Below are 22,524 nucleotides of genomic sequence, written 5' to 3' on the forward strand. Positions count from 1 at the left end.
TTTCGATAGCACTATAATACACAAAGAATGATTCCGAAAGGTAAACTCATCATCATAGGTGGGGCAATAAATACAGGAAGCTTTGCAGAAACGCAGTTCGGCTTGCCTGAAAATATGAACTTTTTTGAGCGTGGAATTTTAAAGCGGATTACTACCGAATCGGTTAAGGATGTCGAATCTCGCTTCGAGATTATTACCACCGCTTCGCTGATGCCCGAAAAAGTCGGCGAAGAATATACCAAGGCCTATGCGCAGCTCGATGTCCATAATTTAGGGGTACTAAACATTACCAATCGCGAAGAAGCCAATGCCGACGAGAACTACGAACGGATAAAAGCGGCAGAAGTAATTATTTTTACAGGCGGCGATCAATTGCGCCTTTCATCTATTTTTGGGGGAACAAAAATCCATCAACTGTTATTAGAGAAATATAAGAACGAGTCGGTAGTAATAGCCGGAACTTCGGCAGGCGCAGCGGCAAGCTCTAAAAATATGATTTACCAGGGCAGCAGCAAGGATGCCCTTCTTAAAGGTGAAGTGAAGATTACAGGTGGATTAGGATTTATCGACGATGTTATTGTAGATACACACTTTGTACAACGCGGTAGAATTGGGCGTTTGCTATATGCAACGGCGAGCAATCCGGGCATCTTAGGCATCGGTTTGGGTGAAGATACCGGCCTCTTTATTTCTGAGGGCCACATTATGGAAGCCATTGGCTCAGGCATGGTGATTTTAGTGGATGGCCGCCACATGACCGATACCAACCTAACCGACGTCGAAATGGGGCAGCCAGTATCGATAAAAAACGCAGTGGTACACGTAATGTGCGATGGAGACGTTTATGATTTAGCCGATCATAGTTTAGTGATCCATCACCCGAAAGTTGTTCCTATTGGATCTTGAGTTCGGAGTGCGGAGTTTGGAGTTCGGAGTTTGGAGTTGGGAGTTGGGAGTCGTGAGTCAAAAGTCCTAAGTCATAAGTTCGGAGTTGGGAGATAGGGCCGAAAGGCTAAGGCGCCCAATTTTGATGCTCACTACTCAATACTCACTACTCAATACTCAATACTCAATACTCGCTACTCGCTACTCAACACTCACTACTCAACACCTGATACCTATCTATAACCATCATGCCAAACGGAAAATTAATTATACATGGCGGCTTCTTTAGCGAGTCATCAACCAACCAGGAAACAAAAAAGGCCAAACAAGATGCCTTGGCCCATATTGTTACCCTAGGCCACGATTACCTGAAAACCCACACGGCCTTAGAAACTGCTGTTTATACTGTTGCCTTACTGGAGGATAACGATTTGTTTAACGCCGGCATAGGTTCACAAATTCAAAGCGACGGTAAAATACGGTTAAGCGCCTCGCTAATGGATGGCAAAACCGGAAAATTTAGTGGCGTTATCAACGTTGAAGATGTGAAAAACCCCATTTCGGTTGCCGAACACCTACTTCCGTACGATGATCGCGTTTTAAGTGACATTGGCGCACAAGATTTCGCCCGCAAAAATGGCTTTGCACACTTCAGCCCTGTTACACCGCAGCGCCAGGCAGAATACGAGGCTAAATTAAATCAGCAAAACAATAAGGGAACCGTTGGCTGCGTTGCGCTTGATACCGAAGGAAACCTGGCTGCAGCAACCTCAACCGGCGGAAAGGGTTTTGAAATACCGTGCCGTGTAAGCGACTCGGCCACTGTTGCAGGTAATTTTGCCAATGAATTTGCAGCCATTTCCTGCACCGGAGTTGGCGAAGACATTGTGAGTGCAGCCCTGGCAGCAAAAATTGTGACCCGTGTTACCGACGGCTTTTCGCTTAAAGATGCAACTGATAAATCGTTTGACGAACTAAAGGCTATTGATGGTTTTGCCGGAACAATCGGAATTACTGTGGATGGCGAAATTTATCACTGCGACTCTCACCCCTACATGGTTTGGGCTTCTTTTGATGTTAATTTACAGGTATTTAGCTAAAATCCCAATTAAAGTATTATTTTTGTTGCATGACCAAAATTGTTTTGGCTTTCATTAGCCTTTTTGCATCATTTCAACTCTACGCTCAAAACATAGATAAAGCCGATTTTCAGGAACCTGGCGGCGGCACGGCAATTAACATTGCGGTATCGAAATTTGACCTTGAAGACGGAAATACGTTTTTTGACGAAGCCGAGGACTCGGAACGCAAGGGCGATTACAACGATGCTTTGACACTTTTCGGTAAGGCCGCTTTTGAATACAATGCCGTAAAAAACTTTAATAAATACGGACAGGCCATTCTGAAAATGAGCAACATGCATTATCAATTGGGCCGTTTTAGCGATGCGGAGCAAATTCTCTTAAACGTTGCTTTAAAAAACTACTCCAAAATGGGGAGCAAACCGGGCCTAATGAACGCCTATAACCTCCTCGGAAAAGTGTACCTGGCCAACAATAAATACACACAGTCGATGTGGTTTTATACCCAACAAGGCATTCTGGCCAAGCAATTGAAAAGAAGTAACGCTTACATCGAATCTGTTTTGGGCATTGTTCAGGTGAAGATAAAAAAACGTGATTTTACACTTGCATTGAGAGATTTAAAATCGGCCGAGTGGATGGCCAATTCCATTAAAACCAACCAGTACAAAGCGCAGATTAAAGATGCAAGAGAATTAATCGCCTCAAAAACCAGTGCGAAAGCGAAAAGTTGATCCAATGATCTCTAGTCATCCGATGAATATGCGCAATTGCACATTATTCATCGGATGACTGGTTTGTTGATTGTAATATTCTGCATTAGAATGGTTATCGGGCAGCGCATACAAAACAATTTTTAACGGCTTACGTTAGCATTTAGATTGTTAAATAAAAAGCTTTTAGCTAGATTTGATAAAGTTTTAACAAGAGACAGTAATAATGCTGTCTCTTTTTTGTTTTTTCGCTAAAATGGTATCATATTGGCTATATAGAATTGGAAATGGATTTTAAATCATTTAAAGAGATGTTAAAGAGAATATTTTTTGTAATTTTTACTGCGGCTGTACTGGCTTGTCAAGCTGCACCTAAAACTCAGCCGATAGTTGAGGGAGTTACCAACGTGAAGCCCGACGAGCAGCAGCAAATTGTGATTAAAGAGGTGGTTAACCTGATTGAAAGTTATAACTACAAAAAAATTCAGATCAACGATTCTATCTCCTCGCTAGTATTGGATAAGTACATTAAATCTTTAGATCAGGGGAAGAATTACTTTTTGGCCTCAGATATTAAGGAGTTCGAAAAATACAGATACACACTGGATGACGATTTCAAAAACGGCGATTTAAGTGCCCCATTCTATATTTACAACGTTTATGCAAAGCGTTTAAACGAATACTTTAACTACTCTTTAGCCCAGATTAAAACCAAATTCAATTTTAATGACAACGATACTTTCGTTTACGACAGGGAAAAAATGCCCTGGGCAGCCTCGGCCACCGCATTAAACGAAAACTGGCGCAAGCGGGTTAAATACGAATTGGTTAATTTAAATCTGACAGGTACTGCAGAAGCAAAAAACGTGGAAACACTAACAAAACGTTACAAAAATCTGCAGTCGCAAACGTCGAAAACAAATAATCAGGACGTTTTCCAGATCTTAATGGATGCATTTACCGAATCTGTAGACCCTCATACCAATTATTTTGTACCAACCAGAGCCACCGAGTTTAACGAAGAAATGTCTCGCTCATTTGAAGGCATTGGCGCCCGTTTGCAAATGGAAAATGAGGTGGTGAAAGTATCTGAAATAATTGCCGGTGGACCTGCCTTTAAGGGCAAGCAGTTAAGTGCAGGCGATAAAATTACTGCGGTTGCACAAGGCGATGGCGAATTTGTTGATGTAGTAGGCTGGAGAATTGATGCCATTGTTGCTAAAATTAAGGGGCCAAAAGGAACAAAAGTTCGCTTAAAGGTAATCCCAGTGGGAAAAGAAATGTCGTCGAAACCTGTAATTATCGATATTGTTCGCGAGAAAGTTATCCTCGAAGATCAATCGGCAAAGAAAAAGGTGAAAACCATTTCAACCAATGGCAAGAGCTATAAAATCGGCATCATATCGTTACCTGCTTTTTACGCTGATTTTAAAGCTGCAAATGCAGGAGATAAAAATTACAAGAGTACCACACGCGATGTAAGAAAATTAATCGATTCGCTAAAAAACATCGATAAGGTAAACGCCATTGTGATGGATTTACGTGGCAACGGAGGCGGATCGCTGGTAGAGGCCATTTCGTTAACAGGATTATTTATTGATAGAGGCCCGGTTGTGCAGGTGAAAGATTTGCGTGGCAAAATAGAAGTTGACGAAGATGAAAATGCGGGCGTAGCCTGGGACGGACCTTTTGGTGTTATGGTTGATCGCCTGAGTGCATCGGCCTCAGAAATTTTCGCTGGTGCAATACAAGATTACGGCCGCGGTATTATTATGGGCAGCCAAACTTATGGCAAAGGAACCGTTCAATCGTCTATCGACTTAAACAAACTGATTAACCCCGGTATGTTGCAAAAAATAGCAGGATTGATTGCCAGAGACAAAACAATCGGTACCTCGCCGGGTGCCGCGGGCGCTGCAAACGTTAACCTGGGTCAAATTAACCTGACTATGGCCAAGTTTTACCGCGTTGCCGGAAGCAGTACACAACACAAGGGCGTAATTCCTGATGTTACTTTCCCATCTGTTTACCCGATGGATAAAATTGGTGAAGATACCGAGGCTTCTGCATTGCCCTGGGACGTTATTCCGAGCTCGAACTTCAAAGCAGTGGCTAATTTGGCAGCAGTAAAGGCAGGCCTGATAAAAAATAGCGAACAACGAATTGCAAACTCACTCGATTTTAAATACTTGAAACAAGATATTGCTGATCTTAAAAAACGTGATGCAGAAATTTCAGTTCCTTTAAATGAAGCTAAACTTAAGGCTGAACGCGATGCCCAGGAGGCAAAATCGCTTGCCAGACAAAACGAGCTTAGAGCTTTACGAGGCTTGCCTGCAATTAAAAAAGGCGAAAAGGTGACCAAACAAGATACTTTCGACTTTATTGAGGATGAATCGTTGAAAGTAATGGGCGATTTTATGCAGCAAACCGGTAATTATGTAATGAATTTAGGAAATACTGGTCAACAGTTCTAAAATAACTACTTCGAAAAAGCCGATCAAAAGTATTTTTGATCGGCTTTTTTGTGCGCTGTAAATTGGCACATCAAATCATATTGATAATTCAAAACTGTTTGAGGCGTTTGGCTAATCACGGCGTCACCCTGTCCCGTACGTACGCTATCGTGTGGACACATTTTTGAAATTCGTTTTACCGAGCTGAAATCATCAAAATGACAACACATTTTATGGCGTTTTCTAAGAACGGTCGTCATCCTCAGCTTGACTGGGGATTCTAATGCGCAATAAATTGGGCGCCCAGCATTAAGATTCCCGCCTACGCGGGAATGACGGCGCATAAAACGAGATGTGTCCACACGATAGGATTTCTCGGGGAAGCATCCCTTAACCATTCCGCACTGATCTTAGCTAACCCACTTCCCTTTTTGGCCAGTGATTTGTTAACGTTTAGCATTCCATCGCTTGCAGATTCTTCACTATGTTCAGAATGACACAAAGACTTAGCCATGTACTACTCTACATCATGCCATGCTGATTTTATACAATAAACTAAAACTCAGGATGACAGCATTAAAGCCTACCATCGAACCCCGTAGCCGTCTATCAATCGAACATCCATACAATTACAAAACCTTTTTCGCCCTGATTTTGCTCAGAAACTCAGGCGTAAAGCCCAGGTAAGAGGCCAGCATATACTGCGGCACCCGCTGTACAAACCCCGGGAAAAGTTTATTGAAATGAAAATACCGTTCTTCTGCAGTTTGGCTATAAAGAAACTTGATCCTCATTTGCGATGCCTGATGTGTCTTTTGCAAAATCAGTCGGAAATACCTTTCCAGTTTGGGAATCTTGTTAAAAATTTCATCGTGATGACGATGGTCTATTGCAATAACCTCAGTTGCTTCAGCGGCCTGTATAAAAAACGCTGATGGTTTTTGGAACATGAAGCTCGTAAGGTCAGAAATCCACCAGTTTTCGATGGCGAACTGCGTAGTCTGCTCAGCACCTTTAATGTCGATAAAATATAACCGTAAACACCCTTTAACCACAAAATAATTCGCCCGGCAAATCTCCCCATGCTCCAGCAAAAACGCTTTCTTTTTAAATGAAAAAGATTTGAGCAATGAACCAAGGGTTTCCCGTTCGTCATCGCTCAAATCTACAAATTTGCTAATGTGGTTATAAAGTGGGCTAAACATCTTTGCTTACAATTAAGCTAAAGTAAGCATAATTGTAAGAGATTGTCGTTAAAACAAATAGCCCTTTAGCTGAGATTTGCCGTATTTGCCCCAGTCTTTTAGTGCTTCTAATAAAATTTCCGTCAGCTTTTTATTGTCGACAGGCTTCCCTTTTACCGGAGCGGTTAAATCCTTTTCGGTTACTGCAACTTCGGTAACCTTGGTGGCAAACCAGGTAATATTTTCGTGCGGCAATGCTACGCCCAATATCATGCCGGGCAAACCAGTAAAGGATTCGGGCCCACCTGAAACGGCAATTTGCGTGCTGTAAAAGGCTACAACATAAATCGAATCCATAATAACAGCATTCGCTCGCCTGCATTCATAGCCGGCAATTTCGCGTGTTTCGTCGGTAATCTTCCAATTTATTTTTCGTACGCTATCTTTTATAAGAAACAAATCATCGTAAACATTCTTCTGGATGGTATTGCTTTGTGTATCAAAATTTGTAGCAACAATGTTCTTCAAATCTGCTAAAGGTTCTCTGGCAATCCAGTTATTGGTCGATTGATCATTCTCGGCCCATTTGTACAGGCTTTTGCTCTTGGTAAAATAAAGCGTGCTCTTGTCTGTTTTAAATTGTGGGTTGTTTTTCTTGTATTGCTCTACCAAAGCCTGAATGTAACCGGCATCTTCATCTTTCGTGTTTCTTTTGATGATGGCGTAAGTGTTGGATTTCTTTTCGAATTCGATTATTCCATTTTGTACAAAATGTACATTTTGGGCAAACGCCTGACTATTAACAAGCATAATAGCCAACAGTAGGGTATATTTTATTGCAGTTTTCATTGTTTCTAATTTATTTTTTTACAACTCCGCCCATTTTAGTGAAATCCCAGCTTACAGAAAGCATAAAATATCTTTTTATTGTAGTGTAGGTACTTTGGTTAATATTACCATTGTAAGCCGAACGGCTAAAGCCAACATTTTGGTTCAAAAGATCCTTTCCTGAGATAGATACCTTTAAATTTTCGGTTTTAAAGAACTTTTTGGTAACGGACGCATTCCAGATAAAGCGCTCAAACGTTTCCTGCAGCACCTGTGTTTTACCGTTAAACTGATAGTTTCCATCAGTTCCAATTTCCAGCTTGCCCGGAAGCTGAACACTGCTCCAGAAAGAGCCGTTCCAACCCCAACCGTCGCTATTGCCTCTTTCGTTAACGCTGGCACTTGCTACGTTGTAGGTTGGGCCAAAGCCAACATTAAAGTTGTATTTTTTCTCTTGGTATTTAGAAACCTCTAAACTCACCCCATAATTGGAGTTTTTGGTTTTGTTTAACTGGGTGATCATGTCGGTGGTAATGTAATTGTAGCTTGAGTTAGCGCTAAAGTTTGCATTAAAGCCAACATTCATATCAATCGCTTTTATTTTTCGTCCGAAGTTGCTGTACAGGGAGAAGTTGGTTGTCATTTTATCATCGAGGTTTACAAATCGAGAAGTACTTTTCCCTCCCTTACTGGTGGTTACATCGCTGATAATGGGATTTAATGTGAAACTGTACGAACTGCTCAGCCAGAAATACTGATCGCTGAGTACCTTATATGAATTATAACTGGCGTTGAAATTATTTCTGAATGAAGGATCCAGATCTGGGTTTCCGATTACCGTATTCAATTGATCGGTATTGTTTCTAAACGGCTGTATTTGATCAATCGAAGGCTGATTGGTGCTTCCATTATACCTTAACCGCAAAGAGCTGCGCTGTTTAAAGTTATACTGATAGCTGGCCTGAGGCATGTAATTGATAAAATTTCTTTTGTAATATTCATCTTTATAAACATCGTATTGCTTATAGTCTACGCCACTAAATTTAGAGCCGAATGAGATAATGGTTTTGTCTTTTTTATAATTGAATATTGCGCCACCCTGATTAATCGTTTGGTCTAATTCGTAATTATTGCTAAAAATCGGGTCGAGGATATCATAACTTCCGGATGCCGATTGATTAAAAGATTTGCGATCTGACTTACCACTGATCAGGTTTAAGCCATAATTTATTGCCAGTGTTAAGGTTTTACTCAGCGGTTCTGTATAGGTTAAATTCGATTTGAACACATTGTTCGTAATATCATTTACCTTATTTTGATTGACTATACTTGTACTATCCTGCGTTGTTTCAGAGGTTCTGTAAAATTCGGCGGTCGAGTTTAAATAACCATCACCTTTGCTCACACTATTCGATCCGCTTAAGCTCAAAGACAGCGTACGGCCTTTTTTCTTTAATCTTTTCGATAATAGGGCGTTAATATTAAAAACCTTATCATCAACATCGTTGGTTAAGGTCTGATTTAGGTAATTTAACTTTTCTCCCTGTCCATTGGTACTGTTTCTTATTTCGGTTTGATCATTGGTACTGTTTTTTATGGTTCCATCAACACCCACTTTTAAGGTTAATGTGGTATCCAACTTAATTTCGTAAGTTAAATCGACCTTGTTTTTAAGCATACTTTTATCGAAAGTTTTAGAGGCCTCGGTATTGATTATACTGGTTGTTAAGTTCTGCTGGTTAATATCGTCGCGGTCTCCGGTTAATCTGATCGAGCCGATTTTATAGTTAACATTCAGCGATTCTTTGTCTTTATTCCATTTGTTATCGAAATGGAGCCCTCCTGTTCTAGCCACCGGTATTCCCTCTCCGTTGTATTGGCCTCCCCAACCTTCAAAATCATCATCGCCGCCGCCAGTGAAATAAATGCCGCCGTCATCGCTTACCTGAAAGCTGTTGCCGCCATATTTATCGGCATCGCCCCAGCCCAAACCAACCTGCCCGGTATTTCCGGTAATGCCGTAGGCCGAAAACTTTTTCTTGCCCCAAAAGCGGTTAAACATCGCCTGCCCGCTGTAGTACTTATCGGTGGCTATACCCCCCTCTACTTTACCAAAATAGCCATTTTTCTTATCCTCTTTAAGCTGAACATTAAGCGTTTTTGTCTTTTGTCCATCATCGATACCCGTAAATGTAGCCTGATCACTTTTTTTATCGTAAAGCTGAATTTTATCCACCATATCTGCCCGAAGGTTTTTAGTAACTAAAGTGGGATCATCGCCAAAAAACTCTTCCCCATCTACCAAAACCTTGGTAATCGTTTCGCCCTGTGCGGTAATTTTTCCATCCTTATCTACCTGTATTCCCGGAAATTGCTTGATCAAATCCTCTACTTTTGAGTTCGGCTCAATATTGTAGGCCCGTGGATCGAATTCGGTGGTATCGCCCTTAATTTTAATGCCCGCCCGATTTCCCTTAATAATTACATCGGCCAGCAATTGGGCTTTGCCGGTGAGGTTGATTTTGCCAAAATCTTTAACCGAGTTTGTAGAGTCGAGGGTAAACTGATCGACAAAATCGGCGTATTTTGGGTAAGACACAAGCAAAATAAATTTGCCGGGCTTTACACCATTGATTTCGAAGAGGCCATTGTCGGTTGTTCGGGTAAATTTTACCAGGGTAGAGTCTTTGGCATTAAGAATGGCAACTGATGTTCCGGCAAGTAAGGTTGTGGAAGCGGTGTCGATTGTTCTGCCTTTAATGGTGTGCGTGGATTGCGCTTTTACGACCGTTGAGATGAGAATCAGAAAGCACACCGATAGTAGGAGTTTTTTCATAAATAGGTTTTTGGTTACGTTGCTCCGAATATAAAACTAATATATTAGTTGCAGGTAATGATTTAACCTTTTTTAACACGGTTGTGACTAAATGGTTATCAGGCTGTTACGAAATGTACTTAATTTGAATAACAGGCCCTATTTGTGCAACTCATTGTGCAATATCTTGTCTTGCTGAGTTATAATTTTTTACTAAGAAAAATGAGTGAGGATGATTTTTGGGGGAAGACTTCCGGAAAAAGGTCTTCATTTTGAGCGCAGCTGAGAACCACGAAGTGCTCAGCGCAGCTAAATCGCTATCCAAGAGTCAAAGATTTTTTATCCCAAGAGGCTCCTATGGCGCAACCGGTCGAATTAACGGTTTGGATGGTTTCGAAAACGTCAATGGTAGGCACGCGAAGCATCCCCGGATGCGTCGAGCAGCCCTACCGATTGCGAATTGCTCTTAATCAAGCGGTTTCTTTGCGTTCTGCGTTTCATCACCTAGGATCGGTCGTAACACTCAGGATGACAGCGTTAAAAGTAGTCATCCGACTAGGTTGTTTTTTCTAGAACGCGACACAAGTCTGGAATTTCAAAAATTTATTAATTGTGATCGTATTTCAAAAAACGAACACGAGTTCAGAACAAAACCATCGGTATTGACAAGCGATTGTGACGGGTTGGATTAGCGCTTTTGAAAGAAGAGGCTGTCTCAACGTGACAAATTCAATTTAAATTTGTCACGTTGAGCCTGTCGAAACGCCCTTTCAAGCATTTGGGCTAGTCCTTCGACAAGCTACCATTGACGTTTTCTGAAAACATTAAAAAAATCGTCATCCGATAGCTATCGGATTCGACCAAAGTGCTCCATAGGAGCTCCGTCGGAGGAGAAATCTTTGAACCTTAAATAAAGATTTCTCAGCTACGCTCGAAATGACGACGCCTCTTAGCGTTTTTTTCTAAAAAACAACGCCATTCATATTGATTTTTATCCCATAAATTACCCCTCAGGATGACAATTCTTCATTTTGAGACAGCCTCTTCTTTTTTGCAAAACAACTACAAATCGAACTTAATGCCTTGGGCTAACGGCAGGGTATTCGAATAATTAATGGTGTTGGTTTGCCGGCGCATGTAGGCTTTCCAGGCATCTGAGCCACTTTCTCTGCCGCCGCCCGTTTCTTTCTCACCGCCAAACGCACCGCCAATTTCGGCTCCGGAGGTACCGATATTTACGTTGGCAATGCCACAATCTGAACCGTTTGCCGACAAAAATTGTTCAGCCTCTCTTAAATTCAATGTCATTATTGCCGACGATAAGCCCTGCGGAACGCCGTTTTGCAAGGTAATGGCTTCATCGAGCGTTTTATATTTAATCAAATACAAAATGGGTGCAAAGGTTTCGTGTTGAACAATCTTAAAATCATTGCTCACCTCTGCAATACAAGGTTTAACATAACAGCCGCTAGCATAATGCGCTCCACTTAAAACGCCGCCCTCAACCACGAAGTTGCCGCCCTCGTTTTTACACTTTTCGATGGAATCGAGATATGCAGCAACCGCATCTTTATCAATCAGCGGACCTACGTGATTATTTTGGTCTAAGGGGTTGCCAATTCTCAACTGATCATAAGCTTTCACCAACTTATCCTTAAAGGCATTGTACACACTTTCGTGAATAATCAATCGCCTTGTCGACGTACAACGTTGTCCTGCAGTACCCACAGCACCGAAAACGGCACCGATTAGACTCATATCTAAATCGGCATGTTCTGAAATGATAATGGCGTTGTTTCCGCCCAGTTCCAATAAGCTTTTGCCTAAACGTGCACCAACGGCCGCCCCAACCTCTTTGCCCATGCGGGTAGATCCGGTGGCAGAAATAAGCGGAACACGGCCGTCTTTCGTCATTAATTCGCCCACTTCCCTATCTCCTAATATTAAATTGCAAACGCCTTCGCTAACATCGTTGGCTTTAAAAACCTTTGCTATAATGTGCTGACAGGCCACTGCGGTTAATGGTGTTTTTTCTGATGGTTTCCAGATGCAAACATTGCCGCAAACCAAGGCCAGGGCTGCATTCCAGCTCCAAACGGCTACCGGAAAGTTAAAGGCAGATATTATGCCAACAATTCCCAATGGGTGCCATTGCTCGTACATGCGGTGGCTTGGGCGCTCGCTGTGCATGGTAAGGCCGTAAAGCTGCCGCGATAAACCCACCGCAAAATCGCAGATATCGATCATTTCCTGTACTTCGCCAAATCCTTCCTGCAAACTCTTGCCCATTTCGTACGATACCAAGGTACCCAGCGCCTCTTTGTTTTCACGCAGGGCATCGCCAAACTGACGAACAATTTCGCCTCTTTTTGGTGCGGGTACGGTTCGCCATTCTAAAAAGGCTTCGTGCGCCTTTAACACAACGTTATTATAATCTTCGTCCGTCGAAACCTTCGTTGAGGCAATTAAATGGCCATCAACAGGAGAAGAACTTTCTAGCGACCTTGCATTTGAGTCGCCTCCCCAAATACTGCCCGTACTAAAGGCAGCATTGTTGGTTTTTACGCCTAATTGATCCAAAATGGATTGAATATTTGTATTCATATAGCTAACGATTTACACAAAAAAACAAAAAATTAACAGAAAGCAGGTTACATTTGAGTTTTACTTTCTCACAATTCTTAATATATTGTTTTAAAGTTAAACTGACTTATAAATCATTAAAAAATGAATAAAAAAATTTTAACGCTAGGCGTTTTGCTGGTTTCGGTTCTTACAACTGGCAGCGTTTTAGCTCAACAAAAGCCTGAAGAAAAGCCAGCAAATCTTTCTGTTTATCGGGTTACGGCACCTAAAATTAACGACCTGATCCATACCAAGTTAGATGTATCATTCGATTACGCAAAGCGATATTTGTATGGAAAAGAATGGGTAACATTGAAGCCTCATTTTTACCCAACGGATTCATTAACGCTTGATGCGCAGGGAATGGATATTAAAACGGTGGCCCTGGTGGGTGCCAAGGGAAATACACCGCTAAAATATTCGTATAACGAGAACAAGTTGCGTATTACGCTAAACAAAACGTACACCAATGCCGAAAAATTCACTGTTTATATTGCTTACACGGCAAAACCAGATGAGTTAAAGGTAAAAGGGAGTGCAGCAATTACGGATGCAAAGGGTTTATATTTTATCAACCCGGACGGGACCGATAAAAAGAAGCCAACGCAAATATGGACGCAGGGCGAAACTGAATCGTCATCGGCCTGGTTCCCGACGATAGATAAGCCTGATCAAAAAACTACACAAGAAATTTCGATGACGGTTCAATCGAAATACACCACGTTATCAAACGGAAAACTGGTGAGCCAAAAGACAAATGCAAACGGCACGCGAACGGACACCTGGAAAATGGACTTACCGCATTCGCCGTATTTGTTTATGATGGCTGTCGGCGCTTTCAAGATCACAAAGGATACTTACAAAGGCAAAGAGGTGAACTACTATCTGGAACCAAAATACTCACCTTATGCGAAGCAGATTTTTGGCAAAACACCTGATATGATGAAATTTTACAGCACTATTTTGGGCGTAGATTATCCCTGGAACAAATATTCGCAAGTGGTGGCCCGAGATTATGTCTCTGGCGCAATGGAAAACACAACGGCAACGCTGCACGGCGAGCATGTTCAAAAAACCGATCGCGAGTTGCTGGATGGCAATGAAGAGGGAACGATTGCGCACGAGCTTTTTCATCAGTGGTTTGGCGATTATGTAACGGCCGAATCGTGGTCTAACTTAACCATGAACGAATCATTTGCAACCTTCGGCGAAGTAATTTGGCATGGGCACGATGCAGGACAGGATGCGGAAGATAAATCGCGCTACGAAAAGCTACAATCGTACATTGGCTCAACAAAAAACGGTGAAAGCCCGGTTCTGGCCCGTTTCCATTACGCTGATAAAGAAGATATGTTCGATAACGTGAGCTATGCGAAGGGGTCGATTATCCTCTATGCCATGAAAAATCAAATGGGCGATGCAGCATTTTACAAGGGCTTAAACAAATACCTGACTACGAATGCGCTAAAAAATGGCGAAACTCATCAGTTGCGCCTGGCTATGGAGGATGTTACGGGTAAAGACTGGAGCCCGTATTTTAACCAATGGTATTACAACGGCGGACACCCGATTTTAGCTGTAGATTTCGGCTACGGAAACGGCAAAGCGACAATAAAGGTGAAACAAACGCAAGATGCAAGTGTGCAAACTTTTACTTTACCGGTTAAGGTTGATATTTACGTAGGTGGAAAAAAGATTAGAAAAGAGATTGTAATCGACAGTCGCGAGCAAAGCTTTAGCTTTGATGTGTCTGCCAAGCCGGACCTGATCGACTTTGATGTAGACAAAATTATTGTTGGCGAAATTAATGACAATAAGGTAGCAGAGAACTATTATTTCCAATACAAAAATGCGCCAACTTACGCCAACAGAATCGAGGCTTTACAGTTTATTATGCAAAGTAAAGCGAAAAGTGGCCAGCAGATTTTGCTTTTGGGATTGAAAGATAAATCGGGAGATTTGCGGGCATTAAGTATTGAAGGATTGAATCTGGAAGATGCCGAGATCAAAGCTGCGGCCCTGCCGATTTTATTGCAGCTGGCGAAAACAGATAAAGACACTGAGGTACGGGCTACGGCGATATCAAAACTGGCAGCTACGGGCGATGTAGCTTATAAAGCGCTGATGAATGAAAGCATCAAAGACCGATCTTACAAGGTAATTGCTGCGGGAATTGGTGGCCTGGCCAAGCTTGCTCCACAAGAAGCTTCGGCGGCTTTAGCGTCGCTTGATCAGGACACTAAAGACCACATGGCTTCGTCAATCGCAACTTTGTATATAAGCGATCCGAAAGATGAGAACCAGGCTTTTTATTCGGATATTATGGCAACCGGCGACCGCAATAAGATATTTGCTGTTATTGGCCAGTATTTTCAATACTTAAAAGCAAATACCAACCCTGCGGTAACGGAAAAAGGACTTAAGGATATTAGCAATGCAATTGAAAGGTTAAGCTTGCAAAAGTACTTAAACAAACAACTTGCCCTTGCTTATACGGCAACTGCACAAGGCAAATCGCAACAAGCGGCATCGGCTGGCGGCGAGGCAAAGGCTAACTTAACAAAACAAGCCGACCTGTTTAAAAAAGCAGCGGTAGACTTAGGAAAAGAATAATCGCTGATGACGGAATTAAAAAGGCCCGATTTGAAGTATCAAATCGGGCCTTTTGTTTTGATTGGTCAATCATCATTCAAGTTTTCGAGTTTCATCTTTGTGGATTTAAACCCACAGTTTTCCAATCGAGATTACTAATCTCGATTAACGGAAGTGAATGATGTCGTTGGTCGAGATTTGTAATCTCGACCCTAATAGCTTTGGATTTTTAATCCAGTTTAGAGCATTAAGGCCATTCCTAACTTTCCGGCTGGTCGAGATTTGTAACCTCGACCTAAATAGCTTTGGAGTTTTAATCCACACTCAATCTCCCGCTGGTCGAGATTTGTAATCTCGACCCTAATAGCTTTGGATTTATAATCCAGTTTAGAGCAGTAAGGCCATTCCTAACTCTATGTAGCACTTAAAACAAAGGGGTGTTTAAGATATAAAAATGTGTCTTTGTCGAGGTGAATGCTATAAACATAAAGTTTTTATTCTAAATTGGAGTATTAAACGAAAATCGCTATGGACGAAAAATTGAAGTACTTCTTTGATCATCCCACCACCCAAAAGGTTGGCATCTTACTTATTGGACTGGTAATCACATGGGGACTTATAAAAGTATTCCAAAAGAGCCTGTTATCAAGAATAAAGGATAATGACAGTCATTATAGAGCGAAGAAGACAAGCAGCTTTATTGGAGGCATTTTAACTGTTATTTTAATCATCATTGTTTTTAGCGACAAACTAGGTGGCTTTACGGTAGCCCTGGGTGTAGCGGGTGCAGGCATTGCTTTTGCGCTACAAGAAGTAATCGGCTCTTTTGCAGGTTGGCTGGCCATTGTATTTGGGGGTTTTTACAAGCCGGGAGATCGTGTTCAGTTGGGCGGAATAAAGGGCGATGTAATGGATATTGGGGTTCTACGCACCACCGTTATGGAAACCGGACAGTGGGTAGATGGCGATTTGTATAACGGACGAATTGTTTTAATTGCAAACAGCTTCGTTTTTAAAGAACCTGTTTTTAATTATTCGGGAGATTTCCCTTTTTTATGGGATGAAATAAAAATCCCAATTCAATATGGTAGTAATTACGAAAAAACCAAGGAAATACTCGAAACCGCGGGTAAAGAAATAGCTGGCGATTTAACAGTACAATCGCAACTGAAATGGAAAAAACTGCAAAACAAATTTCGTTTGGAGGATGCGCAAACCGAACCCATGGTTTCATTAGTCGCCAATGACAACTGGGTTGAATTTACTTTGCGTTATCTGGTAAATTATAAAAAAAGAAGAGCCACCAAAACCGAATTATTCAGCAGAATATTAAACGTAATTGAAACAACAAATGGCGAGGTAAAGTTTGCTTCTGCAACACTCCAATTGGTAAATCCGCAAGCGTTTAAAAAGAGTGGGGAGTAATAAATGATCGGGTTATGCTGCATCTTATAGCCCTGAACGGATGGGCTTGTGCTTGATTAACGTTAGCATTCCATAGCTTGGGGATTCTTCACTGCGTTCAGAATGACAAAGAATCGCTAGCCATCACTGCCATAACAACAAAGCCCGTTCGAAGTTCGAACGGGCTTTGTTATATTTTACTTTATGCTATTCTTATCGAGCCGAAATATACGTCAAAGTATCGGTTGCCGCTCGGCTTGTAGGGCTTGTACCCCATTTAAACGAAAGGTAAAAGGTTTTCGTTGCCGGATCGTAACGGTTATCGTAAGCCGGATCGTTGGCTAAACTTGCGTTGGCGGTACTTTTCATGGTTACCTTGTTGGTTGCCGGGTCAACATTAATTGTTAAACCATCAATACCTCCAACACCGCCACCACTTGCCCAAACTTGTCCGAAATCGACTGCATTGGCGCCATTACTTGGCAAATCGCGGGTTAAACCCTTAAAAAATCCGGTAAGTCCGTCGGTATCACCTTCTCTAAAAATATAACCTTTAAAGCTATATTTCCCATCATATTTGTTCCGCACGGCAACTTTGATTACTACTGAACCAAAGTTTTTGCTGATCACCTCGCCCGATGCATCGGTAATAGTTACCGGCAAACCATAGGTTAAAGCAGGATTAAGCAGCGTGCTCATAAACTTAACCGGCACCTGTACCCTGCGCTGATTTGCAGGTATGGTAATGGTTGTAGGCATGGTGAACGCATTCGATGGAACCATTGTTAAAGCCGGATCGGAAGCATGCGCCGAATTGTAAGCCGCCAATGTGGCCGGATCAACTGATAATGTTACCTTAATATCGGTAGACTTCGTGCTCGATGCCGCGTAGTTGATATAATAAATATAGTCGCTCGGCGCATCTTGTTGAATAAGCGAAGTAGATAATGAATTTACTGTACCATCACCTACTGGCGAGCCTACCGGAATTTCTACAACTGGCGTTGTGCCTGAGAAATCGGGTTGTTCGTTTTTGTTTTTTAAACAAGAAGAAAGGTTTATGATGCAAAAAAGTGCAGCTAAGCCTGTTAATATGTTTTTATTTTTCATCTCTATCTTAATTTTATTTAACGTCCCAGAAAATTCTAGAAGTAAATTGGTTAATACTACCTTCTGCGGCTACGTTTGCCGAGTTGGTGTTGTATTCTCTTTGCGGGTACAACATTCTAACAGGAATCTTTTTAGTAGTTACTGTTGATGCAATAGAAATTGGCATATCGGCCGGAAGTTCCAAACGTCTGTAGTCGCTCCAGGGTTCAATGTCGTTTGATCCGTTCATCGCTGCCCATTTTTGTTTAATAATTAAGGCTATTTTATCGGCATTGCTCGCCCAGTTTGCCACCGGTTGATCGGTTAGATAAGTTGTTGCCTCTGCCGTTGTTAGGCCAAGGTAAACGAAATTAGCTGTAACTGCAGCTTCGTATGCCGCTTGCGCCGAGCCCGAAATATAGCCTCTTTGCGCTGCCTCCGCTTGTAAGAACAAACTTTCGAAATCAGTCATGATCGGTTGATCCTGACTGAACGATTTTAAAACTCCTTTACCAATACTTGAAACGGTAGAAATGGTTTGATCGAAGTTTACATCCTGTCCCCAAACTAAGCTCACGTAGGTACTTCCCTTGCCATCATCAATGGTGTTATAAAATTTACCTAATCTTGGGTCGTCGTTATCCTGCAAGAAATCCATACCATATCTACTGGCCAACATATAACCGTGAGATGCTGTTCTTGTACCATCTACGCCGTAGCCATAAACTGCCCAAAAAGGGTTTTGTTTACCAGCGGTATTGATATAGCCCGGGTTGTTTGCAATGGTTTCTCCGGTACCTAAATAGCCGAAGCCATTGGCGTCAATTTTAGCAATTTCTGCTTTAATGTAAGCTTCGCGGCCTGGCATTTCCGATTGGCGCAAAAGAATCCTTAACTTCAACGTGTTGGCAAACTTGCCCCATTTCTGAAGATTTCCTTTTGCATAAATGTCTGCAGTAGCATCTGCGGGACTAACGGTTGCGGTTTTAAATAAATTGGCAGCAGTATCTAATTGTTTTGCCAAATCTTCGTAAATATCCTGACCTTTATCGTATTTCGGATTTAAGAAAAGTACGGATTTAGAAGCTTGCGTATAAGGTACGTTGCCGTAAAAATCTACAAGGTACTGGTAATCCCAGGCTTTCATGGTTTTGGCTACGCCCAAAAAGAAATCCTGCCCGCCAGCTTTGCTTTGTGTTTCTAAATACGTATAATCGTTTAAGTTATCGTAAAGGTTACCCCAAAGCGTTGTAGATCCGCTCCAGTTTGTGGTAAAGTTGTACGAACGTTCCTCATACCAACCAGATACCCCGCCTGGTGTCATCCAATAGTTCATCCAAAGGGCAGCGAAACTGTAAAATATCGATCCTCCGGTGGTGTAAGCTGCGGTATTGTTAAGTGCGCCTGTTAAAACAAGTGCAGGCTTAACCGTAGTTGCATTATTGGGATTGTCGTTAATATCTAAAAAGTCCTTTTTACATGCGCCCAATAACAAAACCGAGCCTGTAAATAAATATATCAATTTCTTTTTCATGTCTTTCTTTTTAATTTATTAGAAGCCAATTGTTGCAGTGAACCCATAAATACGTGTTGGCGGAGTTTGGTTAAGGTTGTTTACGCCTTGTGCGTTTCCTGTTCCAACGTTAATCTCCGGATCGGTATAAATGTTATCACTTGGTCTAAACATAAACAGGTTTCTGCCGATTAAGGCGATACTTGCATTTTTGATAAACTTGGCCTTGCTTTGTAACCATTGCGTAGGCACCTGGTAAGCAAGCGAAAGCTCTCTGATTTTCCAGAAGGCGGCGCTCATTACATAGTTTGAAGCGGTGTTTGCACGAATACCATCAGACCAGAATGATCCGTTGCCCGAAATGGTTGTGGTGTTGGTGTTTGGAACAAATACACCCGGCGATGTTTGGATAACGGAGTTTGGATACACAAAACGCTCGCGTCCCGCCTCTGCCGATGTATAACTTATTCCCGCAAAATCCAGCGTGCTGGCAAAACTGTTGTAAAAAACGTTTCCGCTTCTGTATTCGGCAACGCCCGATAACGTAAAGTTTTTGAACGTAAAGCTGGTGTTAATACCCAATACGTTACTTGGATTGGTTTGTCCGAAATCCTTGTTTAACGGGTTGCTTAATGGTAAGCCCGTATTGGCATCAACAATAACCCTTCCCTGTGGATCGGTTTGATAAGTGCTCACCTGTAATGATGGGAAGCTCTGTCCAACCACGATGTAGTTATTATCGCCGATACCTAACTGCGACTGGCCCTGATATAAAGAAATCACCTTATTGGTGTTATAAGAGTAGTTTACTCCCACATTCCACCTGAAGCCATTGGCAAGGCCGATAACCGGTGCAGCGTTTAAGCTAAATTCAATACCCTTGTTTTCACCCTCACCAGTATTAATTACCGCACTGGTGTAACCAGTTGTTGCCGATAAATCGATACCGTTGATAATCTCCTGATTTTTGGTATTTTGAAGGTACGCTGACGTTTCCAAAGTGATGCGATTGTTTAAGAAACCAATGTCGAACCCGATCTCTTTCGAAACAGTATTCTCAGGTTTCAGGTTCGGATCGTAAACCGAGTTATCGATAGTGTAACCCGCTGTACTACCATAAGGGAAGTTGCCTGCCGGGCTAATTGTAGAAACTAAACGGTAAGGGTCTATTTGAACGGCATAAACCTTTGATATACCTCCGCGGATTTTCAAATTGCTGATGATTTTGCTCTCTTTCAATGCCGGAATAGCGTCAGTAAGCGTAATCGCAGCGTCTATCGCTGGGTAAAAGAACGATCGGTTGCTTTTCGCCAACCTCGAGTCCCAGTCATTTCTTCCCGAAATGTGGATTGTTAAGTAATCGTTGTAAGTGGCGGTTAAATCGCCGAATGCACCAATCTGGCGTGAGTTACGTTCAGTTTCCGAACCTACAATTTCACCTGTACGGTTGTTAATGTTAAATAAATTATCAACAACAAGGTTTGAACCCGATTGCGTCATGTATTTATAGTTTTTCTGAATAACCTGCGCACCGCCAATTAACGTAAATTTGAACTTGTTAAACGTTTTAGTAGCAGTCGCTAAAAAATCGCCGGTGTACCTGCTTTCAAACTCGTTATAGTCGCCTACCGACGATCTGATGTACTGCGTGGCCGCTGCGGCCTTTCCCGAATCGTGGGCAAAGTCAGAATACGTGTAAGCATAATTTTTGTTCTTGCCTTGTGTATTCTTGGTGCTTAAACCACCTCTGGCCATTAAGCTAATCCACTCAACAGGCTTGTAGGTGATGGAAAGATTACCCAATAAGTCATCACGTCTTTCGTTATTACGGTATTGCTGCAAACCAAAATAAGGACTGCTGTAATAGTCGTTGTAATAATTATTTGGATTGCCATATAAAGAGTTCAAATCGCTGTACTCAGATAAAGGAATATTACCAGGCGTGTTAATTACGTTATTGTATACCTGATTGGTACTTTTATCATAATTACGTTGGGTATAATTGAACGAGTAATCCGCTAAGAACTTGTTTATTTTACGCGTTCCGTTAATACGAAATGCAGTTCTGTTCGATTTATCGCCAGGTACATAACCTTTGCTATTTACGCGTTGCATGTTAATGTAAGTAGTACCATTCTCATTTCCGCCAGAGTAGGTTAAGTCGTTTTGCTCGTCGATACCTGTTTCAAAGAAGTTCTCTTTCTCGTTTTCTTTATAAGTGTATGGCACCATTTGAAATGTTCCGTCTTCCAAAACACGTCCAACAGGTCTGATGCTACCATCAAAGCGATCGCCAAAGGTTTGGTTCTCGAAAGGCGTGTACATCCCGAAGCCATAAGCATCCTGATCGGTACCACCACCGAACTCCGTTTGCATCTTAGGAAAGTAGCTTAAACGATTTAGTAACGTCGAATTAGTATAGGTTACAGTTCCTCCGTCAGCAGATCCCCTCTTGGTACTTACAATGATCACACCGTTTGATGCATCTGAACCATAAAGTGCAGCAGCGTTTGCGCCTTTCAAAATGTTTACATTATCAATATCGTTCGGGTTAATCGAGTTCAACTGGCTTAATGGAACAATTACCCCATCGAGCACCAAAAGGGCCTGATTGTTTCCAGTAAATGATCTGTTACCCCTTAAAACCACTCTCACCTGGTCGCCGGCATCGATTTGGTTATTTGCCTGGTTAATTTGTAAACCGGCAACCTTACCCGATAAACCTGTAGCTAAGTTGGTTGGCTTGCTTGCAGTTAATGCCTTGCCGGTAACCTGTTGTGTGGCGTAACCAATCTCTTTTGGCTTACGCTTAATACCCAAAGCGGTAGATACGGTAACCTCAGACAGCATTGTTGCATCTGGCTCCAAACTTACATTTAGGGTTGATTGGGTGCCTACGGGAATTTCTTTGGTAACAAATCCAACGTAGGAAATTTGAAGTACATCTGTAGCTGCGGCGCTGATGCTGAATTTTCCGTCAGCAGCTGTTGATGTTGCTTTTTTTGTGCCTTTTACAAGGACACTTACTCCAGGAAGCGGGAGTCCATCAGTGGAGCCCAGTACTTTTCCTGTAATAATTTTACTTTGCGCACTCATTTTTGAAAGGCCACAAAATAAAAACACGAATAGACAAAGTATAACTTTTCTCATTGTTCTTAGAATAGGGGATTTTAGTTAATAACGGGTGCGAATAACTACTTTTTTTATCTATAAATCAAGAGAAAACGAATTTATTTTCAAAATAAGACGAAATGCGTTTAAATAGTTACTAAATTGTTTTAGTTATCTGTTTTTTTTGTAATTTCTCCCGCGAAAAGGACGCTTAAAACTGTTGTTTT

The 22,524-nt window shown here is 41.8% G+C and carries 13 protein-coding genes; 6 read left to right on the top strand and 7 right to left on the bottom strand.

The features are described from left to right. Window positions 1-27 precede the first annotated feature (27 nt). The 4 genes from IZT61_RS11745 (at window position 28) to IZT61_RS11760 (ending at window position 5,157) form a co-directional block, all read left to right on the top strand. Entirely contained in the window at window positions 28-906 is an 879-nt protein-coding gene (locus tag IZT61_RS11745; RefSeq protein WP_196097098.1) for a cyanophycinase, read from the top strand. Window positions 907-1,133: 227 nt separating this feature from the next. Then, the gene (locus tag IZT61_RS11750) at window positions 1,134-1,985 is read left to right on the top strand and encodes an isoaspartyl peptidase/L-asparaginase (protein ID WP_196097099.1); all 852 of its coding nucleotides are present in this window, start codon (window positions 1,134-1,136) and stop codon (window positions 1,983-1,985) included. A 29-nt stretch (window positions 1,986-2,014) separates the two neighbouring features. Continuing rightward, window positions 2,015-2,701 carry a tetratricopeptide repeat protein gene (locus IZT61_RS11755; RefSeq protein ID WP_196097100.1) on the top strand — a complete coding sequence of 229 codons (687 nt, stop codon included), beginning with the start codon at window positions 2,015-2,017 and terminating at the stop codon, window positions 2,699-2,701. 290 nt (window positions 2,702-2,991) lie between these two features. Continuing rightward, window positions 2,992-5,157: a carboxy terminal-processing peptidase gene (locus IZT61_RS11760; protein WP_230383625.1), complete on the top strand. Its 2,166-nt coding sequence runs from the start codon at window positions 2,992-2,994 to the stop codon at window positions 5,155-5,157. Between the two features lie 608 nt (window positions 5,158-5,765). On the opposite strand, the gene IZT61_RS11765 is transcribed toward IZT61_RS11760, so the two are convergent. The 4 genes from IZT61_RS11765 to amaB form a co-directional block, all read right to left on the bottom strand. Then, window positions 5,766-6,341 carry a Crp/Fnr family transcriptional regulator gene (locus tag IZT61_RS11765; RefSeq protein WP_196097102.1) on the bottom strand — a complete coding sequence of 192 codons (576 nt, stop codon included), beginning with the start codon at window positions 6,339-6,341 and terminating at the stop codon, window positions 5,766-5,768. 48 nt (window positions 6,342-6,389) lie between these two features. After that, window positions 6,390-7,169 (bottom strand): GLPGLI family protein, encoded by a 780-nt coding sequence (locus tag IZT61_RS11770; protein ID WP_196097103.1) that lies wholly within the window; start codon window positions 7,167-7,169, stop codon window positions 6,390-6,392. A gap of 10 nt (window positions 7,170-7,179) precedes the next feature. Continuing rightward, window positions 7,180-9,984 carry an outer membrane beta-barrel family protein gene (locus tag IZT61_RS11775; RefSeq protein ID WP_196097104.1) on the bottom strand — a complete coding sequence of 935 codons (2,805 nt, stop codon included), beginning with the start codon at window positions 9,982-9,984 and terminating at the stop codon, window positions 7,180-7,182. A gap of 1,041 nt (window positions 9,985-11,025) precedes the next feature. Then, on the bottom strand, window positions 11,026-12,567 hold the full coding sequence (amaB, locus tag IZT61_RS11780) for an L-piperidine-6-carboxylate dehydrogenase (RefSeq protein WP_196097105.1): 1,542 nt from the start codon (window positions 12,565-12,567) through the stop codon (window positions 11,026-11,028). Window positions 12,568-12,690: 123 nt separating this feature from the next. On the opposite strand from amaB, the gene IZT61_RS11785 reads away from it, so the two are divergent. Beyond that, window positions 12,691-15,201, top strand: a complete 2,511-nt coding sequence (locus IZT61_RS11785; protein ID WP_196097106.1) for a M1 family aminopeptidase — start codon at window positions 12,691-12,693, stop codon at window positions 15,199-15,201. A 507-nt stretch (window positions 15,202-15,708) separates the two neighbouring features. Then, entirely contained in the window at window positions 15,709-16,605 is an 897-nt protein-coding gene (locus IZT61_RS11790; RefSeq protein WP_196097107.1) for a mechanosensitive ion channel family protein, read from the top strand. Window positions 16,606-16,797: 192 nt separating this feature from the next. Here the strand turns inward: IZT61_RS11790 and IZT61_RS11795 are convergent, their stop codons facing one another. From IZT61_RS11795 to IZT61_RS11805, 3 genes are read right to left on the bottom strand one after another with little or no spacing between them, the layout of a single operon-like run. Further along, window positions 16,798-17,694, bottom strand: a complete 897-nt coding sequence (locus tag IZT61_RS11795; RefSeq protein WP_196097108.1) for a DUF1735 domain-containing protein — start codon at window positions 17,692-17,694, stop codon at window positions 16,798-16,800. 13 nt (window positions 17,695-17,707) lie between these two features. After that, complete coding sequence (locus IZT61_RS11800; RefSeq protein WP_196097109.1) at window positions 17,708-19,207, bottom strand: SusD/RagB family nutrient-binding outer membrane lipoprotein; 1,500 nt, start codon at window positions 19,205-19,207, stop codon at window positions 17,708-17,710. 18 nt (window positions 19,208-19,225) lie between these two features. Further along, window positions 19,226-22,282, bottom strand: a complete 3,057-nt coding sequence (locus IZT61_RS11805) for a SusC/RagA family TonB-linked outer membrane protein (protein WP_196097110.1) — start codon at window positions 22,280-22,282, stop codon at window positions 19,226-19,228. Window positions 22,283-22,524: the final 242 nt, after the last annotated feature.

Source organism: Pedobacter endophyticus (assembly GCF_015679185.1).
In the GTDB taxonomy this organism is placed as follows: Bacteria; Bacteroidota; Bacteroidia; order Sphingobacteriales; family Sphingobacteriaceae; genus Pedobacter; species Pedobacter endophyticus.

Coding starts and splice junctions, on each gene's coding strand:
- IZT61_RS11745 (WP_196097098.1), top strand. CDS start 28: ATGATTCCGAAAGGTAAACTCATCATCATAGGTGGGGCAATAAATACA.
- IZT61_RS11750 (WP_196097099.1), top strand. CDS start 1,134: ATGCCAAACGGAAAATTAATTATACATGGCGGCTTCTTTAGCGAGTCA.
- IZT61_RS11755 (WP_196097100.1), top strand. CDS start 2,015: ATGACCAAAATTGTTTTGGCTTTCATTAGCCTTTTTGCATCATTTCAA.
- IZT61_RS11760 (WP_230383625.1), top strand. CDS start 2,992: ATGTTAAAGAGAATATTTTTTGTAATTTTTACTGCGGCTGTACTGGCT.
- IZT61_RS11765 (WP_196097102.1), bottom strand. CDS start 6,341: ATGTTTAGCCCACTTTATAACCACATTAGCAAATTTGTAGATTTGAGC.
- IZT61_RS11770 (WP_196097103.1), bottom strand. CDS start 7,169: ATGAAAACTGCAATAAAATATACCCTACTGTTGGCTATTATGCTTGTT.
- IZT61_RS11775 (WP_196097104.1), bottom strand. CDS start 9,984: ATGAAAAAACTCCTACTATCGGTGTGCTTTCTGATTCTCATCTCAACG.
- amaB (WP_196097105.1), bottom strand. CDS start 12,567: ATGAATACAAATATTCAATCCATTTTGGATCAATTAGGCGTAAAAACC.
- IZT61_RS11785 (WP_196097106.1), top strand. CDS start 12,691: ATGAATAAAAAAATTTTAACGCTAGGCGTTTTGCTGGTTTCGGTTCTT.
- IZT61_RS11790 (WP_196097107.1), top strand. CDS start 15,709: ATGGACGAAAAATTGAAGTACTTCTTTGATCATCCCACCACCCAAAAG.
- IZT61_RS11795 (WP_196097108.1), bottom strand. CDS start 17,694: ATGAAAAATAAAAACATATTAACAGGCTTAGCTGCACTTTTTTGCATC.
- IZT61_RS11800 (WP_196097109.1), bottom strand. CDS start 19,207: ATGAAAAAGAAATTGATATATTTATTTACAGGCTCGGTTTTGTTATTG.
- IZT61_RS11805 (WP_196097110.1), bottom strand. CDS start 22,282: ATGAGTGCGCAAAGTAAAATTATTACAGGAAAAGTACTGGGCTCCACT.